At 45.3% G+C, this 14,149-nt stretch carries 13 protein-coding genes; 7 read left to right on the top strand and 6 right to left on the bottom strand.

Annotated features, from left to right (window positions below):
• Nucleotides 1–215: 215 nt before the first annotated feature.
• The 5 genes from AABK39_RS25405 to AABK39_RS25385 all read right to left on the bottom strand — a co-directional run bounded on the left by AABK39_RS25405 (nucleotide 216) and on the right by AABK39_RS25385 (nucleotide 6,250).
• Nucleotides 216–2,528: a GH92 family glycosyl hydrolase gene (locus AABK39_RS25405; protein ID WP_338396012.1), complete on the bottom strand. Its 2,313-nt coding sequence runs from the start codon at nucleotides 2,526–2,528 to the stop codon at nucleotides 216–218.
• Between the two features lie 410 nt (nucleotides 2,529–2,938).
• Entirely contained in the window at nucleotides 2,939–3,325 is a 387-nt protein-coding gene (locus AABK39_RS25400; RefSeq protein ID WP_338396011.1) for a hypothetical protein, read from the bottom strand.
• A 156-nt stretch (nucleotides 3,326–3,481) separates the two neighbouring features.
• Nucleotides 3,482–4,657, bottom strand: coding sequence for a hypothetical protein (locus tag AABK39_RS25395; protein ID WP_338396010.1), 1,176 nt, complete (start codon nucleotides 4,655–4,657; stop codon nucleotides 3,482–3,484).
• 161 nt (nucleotides 4,658–4,818) lie between these two features.
• On the bottom strand, nucleotides 4,819–5,208 hold the full coding sequence (locus AABK39_RS25390) for a hypothetical protein (protein ID WP_338396009.1): 390 nt from the start codon (nucleotides 5,206–5,208) through the stop codon (nucleotides 4,819–4,821).
• Nucleotides 5,209–5,629: 421 nt separating this feature from the next.
• Nucleotides 5,630–6,250 (bottom strand): helix-turn-helix domain-containing protein, encoded by a 621-nt coding sequence (locus tag AABK39_RS25385; RefSeq protein ID WP_338396008.1) that lies wholly within the window; start codon nucleotides 6,248–6,250, stop codon nucleotides 5,630–5,632.
• Between the two features lie 126 nt (nucleotides 6,251–6,376).
• Here AABK39_RS25385 and AABK39_RS25380 point away from each other — a divergent pair, with 126 nt between their 5' ends.
• Nucleotides 6,377–7,219, top strand: a complete 843-nt coding sequence (locus AABK39_RS25380) for a hypothetical protein (protein WP_338396007.1) — start codon at nucleotides 6,377–6,379, stop codon at nucleotides 7,217–7,219.
• A 134-nt stretch (nucleotides 7,220–7,353) separates the two neighbouring features.
• Here the strand turns inward: AABK39_RS25380 and AABK39_RS25375 are convergent, their stop codons facing one another.
• Nucleotides 7,354–7,596, bottom strand: coding sequence for a hypothetical protein (locus tag AABK39_RS25375; RefSeq protein WP_338396006.1), 243 nt, complete (start codon nucleotides 7,594–7,596; stop codon nucleotides 7,354–7,356).
• 386 nt (nucleotides 7,597–7,982) lie between these two features.
• On the opposite strand from AABK39_RS25375, the gene AABK39_RS25370 reads away from it, so the two are divergent.
• From AABK39_RS25370 to AABK39_RS25345, 6 genes are all read left to right on the top strand, one after another.
• On the top strand, nucleotides 7,983–8,630 hold the full coding sequence (locus AABK39_RS25370) for a hypothetical protein (protein ID WP_338396005.1): 648 nt from the start codon (nucleotides 7,983–7,985) through the stop codon (nucleotides 8,628–8,630).
• A 283-nt stretch (nucleotides 8,631–8,913) separates the two neighbouring features.
• Nucleotides 8,914–9,342: a PH domain-containing protein gene (locus AABK39_RS25365; protein ID WP_338396004.1), complete on the top strand. Its 429-nt coding sequence runs from the start codon at nucleotides 8,914–8,916 to the stop codon at nucleotides 9,340–9,342.
• A 113-nt stretch (nucleotides 9,343–9,455) separates the two neighbouring features.
• Entirely contained in the window at nucleotides 9,456–10,847 is a 1,392-nt protein-coding gene (locus tag AABK39_RS25360; RefSeq protein WP_338396003.1) for an alpha/beta hydrolase family protein, read from the top strand.
• Entirely contained in the window at nucleotides 10,844–11,179 is a 336-nt protein-coding gene (locus tag AABK39_RS25355; protein WP_338396002.1) for a hypothetical protein, read from the top strand. Before AABK39_RS25360 ends, AABK39_RS25355 begins: the two co-directional genes overlap by 4 nt.
• A 131-nt stretch (nucleotides 11,180–11,310) precedes the next feature.
• Nucleotides 11,311–12,456 carry a hypothetical protein gene (locus AABK39_RS25350; protein WP_338396001.1) on the top strand — a complete coding sequence of 382 codons (1,146 nt, stop codon included), beginning with the start codon at nucleotides 11,311–11,313 and terminating at the stop codon, nucleotides 12,454–12,456.
• Nucleotides 12,457–12,565: 109 nt separating this feature from the next.
• Nucleotides 12,566–14,146, top strand: coding sequence for a peptide MFS transporter (locus AABK39_RS25345; protein WP_338396000.1), 1,581 nt, complete (start codon nucleotides 12,566–12,568; stop codon nucleotides 14,144–14,146).
• The last annotated feature ends 3 nt before the right edge of the window (nucleotides 14,147–14,149 follow it).

The raw sequence follows: 14,149 nt of genomic DNA, 5'->3' as shown, positions 1-14,149 counted from the left end.
CGGGCATTTTGCTTAAGTACATCCAGTAAAATAATTGTTGCTCCGGAAGAATGCATAAAGACTAAACCTGTTGGCTTATATGTCTTTATCTTGTCTTCGATCAGCCTTTTTACTTTGTACTCTTTACTCTGTACTAATAAAAATGTCCGCCCCGGCACCGGAAAACTCCGGATACCGTAAGCGGACGGCCTTCTTTCAAACGTATTGGGGCACGTTTACTTTCCGGCCATAAGAAGTTTTTTTCCACTCATAGAAGGTGGAAGGCTAGCGTCGGAGCTCGCCCAGTTTTTGTTCGGCTTGTCGCCCATTACGAATACCAACTCGCCACCGGCGGTGATATCGGAGTGGGTGATGTAGGCCTTGTCATAACTTTTTCCGTTAAGCGTAGCGCTCTGGATGTAATAGTTTTTGTCCGAAAGGTTCTCGGCCTTTACGGTAAAGGTCTTGTCTCCGGCAACTTTGATCTCCGACTTTTCGAAAATAGGAGTACCGATAGCGTAAATGCCTCCGGTAGGATTGGCGGGATAGAAGCCCATAGCGCTGAAAGCGTACCAAGCGCTCATTTGTCCGCAATCTTCGTTGCCGCAGATGCCGTCAGGCTTGGCGGTGTGAAGCTCCGTCATGATTTCGCGCAAGATCTTTTGTCCTTTCCAAGGCGCTTTGGCGTAGGCGTAAAGATAAGCGGCGTGATGGCCCGGCTCGTTACCGTGTACGTAAATGCCTTTGAGGCCGCTGATCCAAACAGGCCATCCGCCTTCGGGCTCCGGATGTTCGGTGTGGAAGAAAGCGTCAAGCTTTTTCACGTAGTTATCATAACCGCCCATAAGGTCGGCGTGTCCTTTCGGATCGTGAGGCACGAACCAAGAGTACTGCCAAGCGTTGCCTTCGATGTACTGGCCCGTGTGGTAATCCAACGGAGACCAACCTTTTGCCCACTTGCCGTCTTTGTTTCTGCCGCGCATAAATCCGGTTTCCTTGTCGTAAAGGTTGCGGTAAGCGTTGGCCCTTTTAGTGAAATAGGCGTAATCCTTTTCATGCCCCAACACTTTGGCCATCTGCGCGATGCACCAATCGTCGAAAGCGTATTCGAGCGTAAGGGAAACGGATTCCTTTTCGTCGTCTTGCGCCACGTAACCCAGGCTTTTCAAAGTTTCCAAGCCTTTGCGGTCCATCATGGCCGTAGTCTTCATGGCCTTGAAAGCGCGCTCGCCGTCGATGCCCTTGATGCCCTTGAGGTAAGCGTCAACGATAACGGGAACGGAGTGGTAACCGATCATGCAGTCGGTCTCGTTGCCGGCGAAAGACCAGACAGGAAGGCGGCCGGCCTCATCGAAGTGATCGAGCATGGAGTTCACCATATCCGTCACGTTCTCGGGCTCGGTAATGGTGTAAAGCGGATGCGCCGCGCGGAAAGTGTCCCACAGCGAAAAGGTGTCGTAACGTTTGCTTTTCGTGGTCTTAGTCTCTCCGTCCACGCCTTTGTATTGGCCGTTAACGTCGCTGAAAAGAGTAGGGGCCAACATACTTTGGTAAATGGCCGTGTAGAAGCTCGTTTTGTCTTCCTTCTTGCCTCCGCTTACGGTTACTTTGCTGAGTTTTTCTTTCCAGTCGTCGTGCGCGGCCGTGCGGTATTTGTCAAAATCGAAGTCCGGCATTTCGGATTCGAGATTCAGACGGGCGTTTTCGACGCTAACCGACGAGATACCGGTACGAACCAAAATCGTTTCGCCCTTTTCAGTTTCGAAAAAGAACTCCGCGCGGGCGTTTCTTTTCGTTTTCTCTTTGCCGTAGGCGAACTGCTTGGCCTCGTGTTTTTTGAAAGGCTTAGAGAATTCGGAAACAAAGTAAATCCTTTGGTCCGAAGCCCAACCCGATGATTTGCGGTAACCTTCCACGCGGCGGTCGTTCACCACACGGATTTCCGCGTCGGTGGTGCCGTCCCAGTTCATGGCGCGGTTTACGTCAAGGCTCACGCGCGCGTCTTTGCTTTCGGGGAAGGTGTATTTCTGCAAGCCGGCCCTTTGGGTGGCGGTAAGCTCCACGGTAATGCCGTAATCGCGCAATAACACTTTGTAATAGCCCGGGGTGGCGCTTTCGTCGTCGTGGCTGAAGGCGCTGTAAAAGCCGGTCATTTCCCCGTATTTCTTAGGGTTTATCTTGGCGGCGACTTTAAAAGGAGCTACGGCGGGCATAAAGGCCACGTCGTAAAGGTCGCCCACGCCGGTGCCGGTAAAGTGTGTATGGCTAAAACTGCCGATCAAAGTATCGGAATAATGGTAACCAGATATGCGGTCCCAGCCCGAGTAACCGTTGTCGGGACTCAACTGCACCATACCGTGGGCCACGCTGGCGCCGGGATAAGTGTGTCCGTAACTGCCGGTGCCCACAAAGGGATCCACGAAAACGGTCGGGTCCTCGTCAGCGGCGGCCGTGGCCATTCCGGTTTTGGTTTTGTCGGGCCCGCACGCGATGCTGAGGGCTCCCAAAACCAGGGCCGTAAGCCCGTTGGCGATTCGATTTGTTTTCATTTGAGAAAGATCTTACGTTTAAGAAAATGTGCGCTTAGCGGTTTCCCCGCGGGGAATACCGTTCAAAAATGTGTGTAGTATGAAAACATACGGTACTAGACCAAACGCGGGGGGCGAGTCCCTGACACTTGGACTTATTAGTATAAATTTAAGCATTAGTGGGCCATCCAGCCAAACAAAGCGGGTGAAGACAGCGCTCCTGCCGGCAAAAATCATCTTTGTACCCCGAATGTTCATCCGCATGTAATCGTTTTTGTTACGGATATGTCTGTCAAAAGCCTAACCTTGGACGTTTTTGTCCGGAATAGGGTTGTAAAAGAAAGGGATAGGAACGAAAACAAAAAAAGCCGAAAGCCTTATAAAAGAGGCCTCCGGCACATGTCCGATAAGAGTAAATTCCGTACTTACACTTATTCTTTCAGCCAAGCGGCCGCGTCTTCTTCATTCGAGAAACATTGTGTCGCGGACACTTCGTCCGATTTTTCCACAACATTCTTCGCGCTGAATGTGGCGAACACGTCACTGCCCAGAATTAACGCTATGCGCACTTTTGTTCCCGCATGCTCAACCATTTGCGGAATAATCGTATTGGTGATAAAGCCTTGCTGATCCAATGACAACACACCCATCTTGGTGGTATTTACCATCAGCCTGTCCTTTTTCGGGCAAGTCTTCTGGAATTTCACCAGATCCTCATGCAACGTTTCGAATTCTTCTTTGGTACATTTTTCTTGGTACGTGAACCTGATAAAGGCATCATCCACGTATTCCAGCAAAGGAAGTGTTACTACTGACATTTTCTAAAACTTGAAGTATTGATTAATTATAAAAATGAAAAATAAAGTCAATATGGATGATGGGAGGGGAAGAACTCTTATGCAAATAATTTGTATAAGGAGCTCTTAGCGCTGTCCTGACACGAATGCCAGGACAGGCGGGATTAAATCAATTGGTCAAACCGATTCTTTCAGCCAAGCGGCCGCGTCTTCTTCGTTCGAGAAACATTGTGTCGCGGACACTTCGTCCGATTTTTCCACTACATTCTTCGCACTGAAACTAGCGAACACGTCATCGCCCAGAATTAACGCTATGCGCATCTTTTCTCCTGCGTGCGTAGCCATTTGCGGTATAATCTTATTGGTGATAAAGCCTTGCTGATCTAATGACAACACCCCCATCTTGGAGGTATTTACCATTAGCCTGTTCTTTTTCGGGCAAGTCTTCTGGAATTTCACCAGATCTTTGTGCAACGTTTCGAACTCTTCCTTAGTGCTTTTTTCTTGGTATGCGAACCTGATATAGGAGTCTTCGGAAAATTCCAACGTTAATGTTTTTTCCAGTTCTACTCCGATTCCTTCCGTCAGCCAATCAACCGCCTCATTCTCATCCGAGAAGTCTTTGGACATTGAAAGATCCGTGGTCTTTTGCGCCACAATATTGGCCCCGAAATTCGAAAACACGTCTTCGCCCATCAATCTAGCCACACGTACTCTGCCTCCCGCCTGTTCCGCCAGTTTCGGGATAGTGTGACTTACCAGAATCTCTTGTTTTTCCTCCGACATAGGCCCCATCTTTCTTGTATCCACCAATAGGCGGTCCTTTGTCGGGCATTCGGACTGCAGCTTTAACAAAGCCTCGTGGGCTTCTTTAAACTCTTTGAGTTCATAATTCTTTTCGTAGACAAACTTGATATAAGTCTCATCAACGAACTCTAAAGTTTTGGTCTTCGCCGGATTTTCATCGGAGTTTTCCTTGAGCCAAGCTATAGCCCTTTTTTCATCCGAGAAATATTTGCTTACCGAAGATTCGTTAGATTTCTCGGCCACTGCCTTGGCCCCAAAACTTGCGAAGACATCATCGCCCAACAAAAGCGCTATACGCATCTTGCGTCCCGCCTGTTTGGCCATTTTTGGTACAGAGTCATTGACTACATGCTCTTGTTTTTCTTTTGATAACGGCCCCATTTTTCTTGTATCCACCAAAAGCCAAGCTTTGTTGGGGCACTCGGCTTGTAGGGCTACAAGATCGTTATGGATCTGTATGAATTCTTCCGTACTGTATTTTTTTTCGTAGACGAACTTAATATAAGCGTCATCCAAGTATTCCAACGAAGGGGTAATTACTGACATTTTCTAGAACTTGAAGTATTGGTTATTTATAAAAATGGAATGAAGAATAAAGTCATTATGGATGATGGGAGGGGGAGGGACTCTTATGCGGATAATGTGCATAAGGGTTTTTGGCCTTGTCCTGACACGAATGCCAGGACAGAGGGAATCAAATCAAACGATCAAACCGATTCGGTTAGCCAAGTTTCCGCTTCCGACTGATCTGAGAAAGGTTTGGTTACCGACGCGTCGTCTGACTTTTGCGCAATGTTCTTCGCCCCGAAACTGGCGAACACGTCATCGCCCAACAAAAGCGCTATGCGCATTTTTTGCCCCGCTTGCTCCGACAGTGTTGGCACTACATATTTGGCTATATGCGCTTGCTTTTCCATCGAGAGGACGCCCATCTTTTTCGTATCCACCATAAGGAGGCCTTTATTCGGGCATTTGGTTTGGAAATCTATCAAGTGCTTGTGCAATTCCGAGAACTCCTCGTCGTCATAAGTCTTGAGGTAGGTGATTTTCAAATAGCTGTCATTGATATACTCTACAGGGAATTCGCTATTAGACATTGGTGAAGGGAATTAAAAATATTATACTCTAAAACAATTCAATCATGCAAATGTATTCATAAGTATTATTAGTATTGGCGTAATACATCATCATTTTACTTTTATAGACAATCATTCATAATTAAGTAATACTAGGAATTCTTTATATAATGTTTTGACCTGTTTAAATGTAAGCCATTTTGTTTGCGGGAAAAGTCTTTTAATCATAAAGCGACTTACCGGTTTCGTTACCGGAAAAGATAATTCAATAACTGTTAAAAGGAACTTTGATAGCGAAGGACTCACCGGATCGTCTTGTTAAAACGCAACACTTTTTTTTGGACAATACAAAGCCTTGATTTTTGCCCAAACCCGAACAGAAAATAGACGGATAATGAAGTTTGGAGACAAAATAAGAGAATAGAAAAGGAAGAGTACGAGTTTAACCGGCAAGGGAGACTGCTAAACAAATGGAAAAAGGCCTTTCGGAAACGCTAATGGAAAAAACATTGTCAGCAAGGCGGACTAATCCCATAGAGGTTGGGTATTGATACTTTTTGAAACAGCTTTGGGAGCTATCAATACCCGGAAGAATTTTTTTTCTTTTTAAGAAAAAAGTGGGTTTCGATTCATATTCACCGTAACCGGAATTAACGGTTAGGCTTGCGGGAATATTGGCGGTCCTGTTTTGGATACGGCCTTTTTCGTACGGACGGTGTCGCCAAGTTTCGTAAGCGCGGTTAAAGTGATTTTGATGACGCTCGTACCAATCGATATGAAGATGGGAGAGGTGCGAGTAAAGCAAGCCCCTCTTGCGCAAGACGGAGTTAAACGGTACGCCGCCGCCAAAAAGCATCCGCGGACCTACGGCCATGCCTTGCCGGCGGTCACGGGCCTGTTGCGCCAACAAAAAGTTATACCCTTTCCGGCCGCCGTTAGTCTTCAGCTCACGGCACACCGTACTACGATGAAAACCAATACTCTTCGCCACACGAGAGTCGGACAAACCCTCGCGGATGAGTTTGTAGATCTGTATGCGGTGGTATAGGGTTAGTTGGCTCAAGAGGATTGATTCAATGTTTTGTTTTTTAGGCTTTATCAAATATCGGGCGGGATGTGATTTCTGTAAGGACTTAGAGCTTTTTTAGTAAGGGAAGCTTATTATTTTGGAAGGAAAAAAACACGTAAGATGGAAAGGCTAAAAAGGCTATGGACTTTGATAAAGGCCCAAGCGAAACGCGAACTGTTAGCGTTGGGTTCCCTTTTAGTGTCAGTTATAGTTGGTTATTTTGGTTATCAGCAAGCCAAAACCCTTGAAAGGTTTGAGATTAATAACCAGAAGCCCATTTTGCAAATAGATTATTTATCCGTTGACAGCGAGCCTGTCAACGGTTTTCGAATAAGCAATGTGGGTTTTGGTCCGGCGAAGATCCTCAAGTTTAATGTTTATTATAAAGACACTTTAGGTACGCCATACACCCAAGTGTTGGACCCACTTGAAGATAAAACCGGAATTTTTCTCTTTGAGCAACTTAATAATTTACCGGAAGGCTATGTTGTGCCTTCAGTCGGAGAGGGCAAAAGTATTTTCTTGATGGGGACATCGAGCACTAAATATCCTTTTTCGACAAATGCGCCGGGTGGTAAGAAATGTGAGGAAGGTTGCTCGAATTGTACACCAAAAAATTCCGTATTAAGTTGTATGATATCGAATGAAATCGAAAAGTTGGGGACTTTGAATCTTACGGGACAAAATGCCGCAAGGCGATTGTTGGCGCAAACATTTCTGGATAAGGGGGATTTCGAAAAGGCTCTCAATACTTTGGGGAAGATTCGATTATCCACGGATAAATATGCTTTCTATAACTCATCAACAAATACTATTCTTCAAGATTATATTTTTAAGATTGAATACACAAGCAATCATTATCCCATCGATCCAACTGTTTATACTTTATGGTATAGCCCTAAACAAACTCCACAAAATAGTAGGCTGGAAAAGAGACCGAAAAGTTGGTGGAAAGTGTTTTAAAAGGGAAAAATGATTCTATAATTATTGAGAGCCATCAACAACGGTTTGTATTTTGAATAACAGAAACGAAAGAAAATAATAAAACCCCCACCGATTTCGGCAGGGGCTTTATTTAAATGGGGTGTAAGAGTAGCTTAGGCGACCGGAGTTGTGTCGTCCACGTCGTTTTTCATGTCGGCCAAAAGATCTCCAAGTTGCTCGATCTCTTCGTCGAGTTTACTTTTACGATCCATCAGTCTTTTTTTCTCCTTAAGAGCGTACTGATTGGTCAACATGTTGTCGAAATCGGGCAACAGGGCTTCGAGTTCGGTCAATTCGTTTTGTTTTTTCTGCAGATCCTTTTCGTACTTGAGGATCAAACTTGTTCGATTATACATAACAGTAATTTTTTTGTTACTGCATAATCATCTCGCAAGCGGTGTGCCGATATGTTTTTCGAATTACTGTTTTTTATAAAATTGTTTGCGAGTCCCTTTCCCGAACGATAAAAAATAATATTCGTAATATGAATATCTTTAGCAAGCCGTTTAGCCAGCTTTAGGAGGCCGTTTCTTTTAATTTTTAACGACGAAAGCTTGTAATCATACAATAATCACCTGCTACTCTGCATAATCACTTTGAAATTAATAATATTTCTATTTATTTTAGAACAAAAATCAACAGTTACATTTACGCATTAAAATTAATTTATATATTTAATCGAATAATATTTCGGACTTTCCAGTCTCGCATAATCGATTTCGATTTTTATATTTCTTATAATATGAAGAACCGTAATGCCCTTCTTTTTTTGCTCTTCAGCATGGCGCTGGTTGCCTGCAGCGCTTCCGGTAATTTTGAAATTACGGGCAAAAACGCCGGTGCCTTTGATATAGGCGACAATGTTGAAGAAGTAAAATATAATTTGGGTGATTATACTTTAACTCCCCTTGAAGGCTATACGGCCGGCGGCGGAGATACCGAGAGCTTTTTTGATCTAAAGGATGACGGCAACAGGCTAATGACTTTCAGGTTTGTTCACGGAAAGCTTTCGGGAATCAAGGTTTATTCTTCGAAATTTGTGGCGAACTGTGGCGGATTACGAGTAGGAATGATCGCACAGGACCTGAAAGACAGGAAATTGAAGGTAAATATAGAAGCCGGGGATGATGTAGCGTTTTACGCAAGGCTGAAAGCCAAGAATTTTTTGGGGGAATATACGGAGGAGAAAGGCCTGAAGCTTTGTTTTGAAAGAAGGACCAGCGTTTCCGGACAATTGATCAGTAACGCCAGGCTTCTTGCCATTTATGTTGGAGAAGATTTTCGATTGATGAAAAAGAGGACGGTGGTAAACTCCTCTGGACCTTTGGCTTGTGTCTCTGATATGTGCGGGCCTTATTGCAAATCAAAAGAAGGCGTTTTTATTCCTTAGCGCTTCATATCTACTATAGACTTATTTTTTCGGTGAAGTGAATTGCTGTTTTTACTGTTTTTCATGTCCGTTTCACAACATGAAACGTTTTATTTATCCCGGTTTTATTCAAAATCCGCTCTAAGCACTTATTTACCTTGTACGAACTGTTTTATCCGCCGATCACTTATTTCGTGCGTTCACACCAATGAATTACGTATAATATGTAAAGGTAGAAGGGAAATTCGATTTTGTGGAAAGCAAAAGAAAGTGCCGGGGGTTTTTGAAAAAAAGCAAAGGGCTTATGGGAACGAAAGTATTTAAATCGAAAGTGGATTTTTGGCTGTTCGCGCCGGTGTTTGCCATATTGGCTTATACTTCGGTTTTACCTTTTTGGAAAAGCGGTTTTAGTACGGATGCGCTTATAGCGTCGTCTGTAAGTGTTTCATCGGCGGTGTTTGTGATTCATTTGTTCAAGACCACTGTTTACCGGATTACGGACAACGGACGATTGTCTGTAAAGTGTTCTTTTTTGATAAACGAGGACATATTAGTGTCCGACATAAAGGAAATTCATAAATCGCACAATCCGCTGTCTTCGCCGGCGATGTCGCTTGATCGGATAAAGGTGATTTACGGTAACGATCATTATATACTTTTGTCTCCGGAAGACAAAAGGCTTTTTGTCGCCGAACTGCTAAAGATAAATCCTAAGATAAAATACACTTTATAAATGGGAGACCTCCGCTTTCGCTAAAGACATGGTCTGTTTTTTCATATGGAACAAACATAATTTCCTGTGATGATCATCGGAGTCTCTTTTTCAAACCATTAGTGTCAATGACTATGAAAAAGCGAATTTTCTTTTTTGTCGCCATGTTTGTTTACTCGGCTTTCGGTTACGGACAGACCGACGTTTCCGGATCTTGGAAAGGCGTTTTGAAAGTTGGGGGATTGCCTCTTCGTTTAGTGTTGAACATCGAAGGTGTTCCGGGGAACTATACCGCTACACTGGACAGTCCGGACCAAGGGGCAATGGGGATGCCCGTCACTTGGGTGACCTTCGAAAAAGATACTTTGCGCTTTGCCGCCACTCAATTGGGGGCCAGTTATGAAGGTGTCTTGGCCGAAGGCGAAGTAAAAGGAACCTTTAAGCAAAGGGGTATGACCTTTCCTCTGGATATTACGAGGAAAAATGGCGAGGATGACATCAAATTTTCCCGTCCGCAGGAGCCTAAAGAACCTTTCCCTTACAAAACCGAACAAGTTACTTTCGAAAATAAGAAAGCGGGTATCCGCTTGGCCGGAACCTTGAGCCTTCCGGCGGGCAAAGGCCCTTTTCCCGCCGTTGTGTTGGTAAGCGGCAGTGGTCCGCAAGACCGTGACAGTAATCTTTTCGGTCACAAACCCTTTTTGGTTTTGTCTGATTACCTGACCAGAAACGGAGTGGCCGTCTTGCGCTACGATGACCGGGGCACGGCCGAATCCGAAGGAGATTTTTCCGCGGCCACTACTGTCGATTTCTCCGAAGATGCGGAAGCCGCTTTTGATTATTTAAAAGCCAGAAAAGAAACTATTGATGACAGGACCGGAATCGTAGGCCATAGCGAGGGCGGAATTATAGCTCCGATGGTGGCCAGCCGCCGGGCGGATGTCGGATTTATAGTAATGTTGGCCGGTGTCGGGATAAAAGGTTCCGAATTGCTTCTGCAACAGCAGGAAGAAATCGCTTGGGCCTCGGGCGTTTCCCCTGTAAATGTGAAGATCGCCAAGACCATTAACCGCGGGATTTTCGAAGTGGCGGAAAAGGCCGAAGGGAAAACGGAGTTGAGAAAAGGACTTTTGGACTACGCCAAGAAAAATCCTTTGGCGATTCCGCAAGGAGGTACGGCGGAAACATTCGCTTCGCAACACACCAAGACATTGGGATCTCCGTGGATGATGGGCTTTTTGCGTCATGAGCCGTCGGTTTATTTAAAAAAGGTGAACTGTCCTGTATTGGCGGTCTTCGGAGGAAAAGATCTTCAAGTGCCCGCAAAGAAAAACTTGGAAGCGATGAAAGCGGCACTAAAGGAAGCAGGCAATACGAAAGTGGGTTTCAAGGTGTTGCCGGGACTTAACCATTTGTTTCAGGAATGCGAAAAAGGATTGCCGGCGGAGTACCCGACTATTAAACAAACAATTTCCCCTGCGTTGATGATGGGCCTTGCGAATTGGATTTTGAAACGGGCACAATGATAAATGCAGTAAGGAAGACCGTATTCGAACGACCTTTTTTTGTTGCGTCAATCGTATTGATTTTTGTTAGTGTTGCGGTTGGAGTCTTCGTCAACTATGAGTTGTTATTGAAATATAAGGAGGCTTCAGGCAAAACAAGAGCCCTGTTTCTTGTTGCTTTCGCATATTATCCCACAAGGTTTTTTGCCTTTATGGTGGGTGTGGTAGGAATGGTTTGTTCCGGGATTTCTTATTGGAAGAAAGAGACCGTATTATCGTCGTTGGTAGTCCTTCCGTTGGGATTACTGGGATTGGTTTTGGCTATTTGGCCCGTATGGCGTGTGTTCTTATGAGTTTCGCATAATAAAAGGAGAGCCGTGGCTACTGAAATTTTCCGCCAAAAATTTTTATATTATTTGTCGGATTGACATTTCTGTAGAACAGTTTTCAGCTCTCCTTTATCAGAGGAAAAGTATTTCCGATTATGCCAGAACTCGAACGATTTTATCTGCTTTCACATATATTTATTTCACTTACGGGCGCCGTCCTTCTGTTTGCCATTTGGTATTCGGTAAGGAAACGGTTCCGGAAAGTGTTGGAAGAGGAAGGCGGTCCGCGGCGGGTTGACAAAGGTTTGGCGTTTTTGAGCTGTTCCATTTTTGTTTGGGTAGTGTCGGGCGCGTGGGGATTCATCTCGAAAGATCTGGAACAGGGCAATTACTTTCTGGATCACGGCGTGCGGGGACTTTTGTCAACGGCCAATAATTTTTTCCTTTTGTACGGACTTTTTTATTTCGAAAAAGCCCCCGAGTTTATTTACAGGAACGAAAAAAGCGCGAAGGTCATGGCTACCGTTATTTTGTCCGTCTCGGTTTTGTCGGTGGGGCTGTTCGGCTTCTTGGGCGACAAAGTTGTGTATGGAATCAACGTCAGCTTTGTGCCGGACTTCTTGTTGTCTTCGTTTTTGTCATTCCTTATGGCGGTGGCTTTCTTCCGCACTTTCCGCTCGAAGGAACTCAAAGTTGTGGCCGCTATCTCCATCGCTTCGATTGTCTTGATGCTTTATTCGCAATTGCCCGAGATTATCAGCTCGATGGACAATCGCTTTTCGAATTATCTGATCCGCATCGTAGCGAAAACGTCATTGATTTCCATCTTTTTGGTATTGGCTACTAATTGGGTAATACAATTGGCCCAAAGGCCAAAACCCGGCGAGCTTCGTTTGGAATTCCTGGATTGGTCGTTGATTAGGCTCGTGCTTCCTTCGCGCAATGTTCCCGACCAAGCGTTGGATTTGGGCGGAAAGACTACGCAATTCAAAAACCTTTTGCGTTTCGCAATCCGTAGGAAGTTCGGAAAAGGGGAGGGACAATATCTGGAAGTGGGAAAGGGTGGCGAGATAAAAGGACAGACGTACCTTACGCGGATAGTCGATAATATTAACCAAGCGGCGGGCCTTGAGGAAGAGGAAAAGCTGGACCGTAAAGACCTTTTTACTTTTGTGGGACAAGGGAAATACCGGTTGCGGGTGCTGCCGGAGCATATCCGTTTTGACGATTCCTTGCTTTATGAGTTTTATGAAGATGTTGAAAATCAGGATTATAAAACGATTGTAACAAATTGTAACTGAATAACAAAAGCTTACCGAAGGCTATTCCTTGTTACTTTTTGCCGCCGCGTTACCAAAGCCTTTCGCAATGGATGAGTTTGCCGGGAAATGAACAAAACATTTTCTGGAAATGGATCAGACAAAAACGAGTTTACTGGAAGAAACGTTACAGACAGCCGAGGGCAAACAATGGTTTGGGCACCCGCGGGGTTTGTTTTATCTCTTCTTCGCCGAGTTGTGGGAGCGCTTTTCTTTTTACGGGATGAAAGCCATGCTGGTGGTTTATATGACGGACCACCTTTTGTATTCCGACGCCATGTCTTTTGGTATTTTTGCGGCTTATGGGTCGTTGGTTTACGCCACGCCTCCGCTCGGTGGCATGATCGCCGATAAAATACTCGGTTACCGCAAAGCGATTTTTCTGGGTGGAATATTGATGGCCATCGGGCACCTGACGCTTTCGGTGGAGCATCCCATATTTTTCTACGGTTCCTTGGCTTTGATCGTCATTGGCAACGGCTTTTTCAAGCCGAATATCTCTTCGATGGTCGGGGCTATTTATAAAAAACAGCCGGGCAAGATAGATTCAGGTTTCACCATTTTTTATTTGGGAATAAATCTAGGCGGTATGATCGCTCCGTTGCTTTGCGCTTGGTTGGGGATGACTTACGGTTGGCATTATGGTTTTGGCCTTGCGGGGGTGGGTATGGTTTTCGGTTTGCTCTTTTTCCAGGGCGGAACGAAAAGCAACGTTTTCGGAGAGGAAGGCAACGAACCGAAATCTGCGCAGACCGGAAACGGTAAAAAGATCATGGGATTGAACGGCAAAGTGGTCATTGGTTCCGTATTGGCGGTGCCTTTGGTGGCCGGTCTGATTTTTTTCCACGAATACGAACATTACCTAATGATAGCCGTAACGGCGGTTTTGGCTTTGGTTATCGCAAAAATATTCAGGGAAAGTAGTTCCACGGAGCGTTCCAGACTGATGGCCGCGCTTTATTTCACGTTTTTAGCCACGGTATTTTGGGCGGTTTTCGAACAGGCGGGTTCTTCGATTACCCTTTTTGCCAAACGAAATGTGGAACTTTTGGGCATAAACGCCGCACAGACTAACAGTATCAATTCCACCTTTATAATAATGCTTTGCCTGCCTTTTGCGTTCCTGTGGACTTTTCTTTCGAAAATAAAAAGGAATCCGGCCACGCCGATAAAGTTTGCGGTGGGCCTTGTGGCGGTAGGAATCGGTTTTGTCATTTTTGCCTCGTCAGCGAGAGAAGTGAACGAACTGGCCCGCACGCCGATGTTCTTTCTATTGTTCGGGTACTTTATTTATACCGTCGGCGAGATGTTTATTTCGCCCGTTGGCTTGGCGAAGATCACCGAGCTTTCGCCCGCCAAATATGTTTCCTTTATTATGGGCGTTTGGTTTATCGCCGCGTCCTTCGGCCATTTCTTCGCAGGGATTATTGCTCGCTTAACGGCCTCGGGCTCCGAAGCGCCGGCTTGGATGAATAGTTCCTTTATGAAAAGTTATACGCAAACGGTAACGGGGCTGGACGGAGAGCAAGTAGCCGGTATGGGCGAAGGTTTTCAGCAGTTATATACTTATGTCAGTACTTACGCAGCCGTTGGACTGATTACCATTGCGTTGGGATTATTGGCTTTGGCGGCCACACCCGTAGTAAAAAAGTGGATGAAGGGCGTGCATTAAACT

This window comes from Fulvitalea axinellae, assembly GCF_036492835.1.
GTDB lineage: Bacteria > Bacteroidota > Bacteroidia > Cytophagales > Cyclobacteriaceae > Fulvitalea > Fulvitalea axinellae.
Note: the sequence above shows the minus strand (reverse complement) of the source record. Positions and strands in the feature narration are given on the sequence as shown.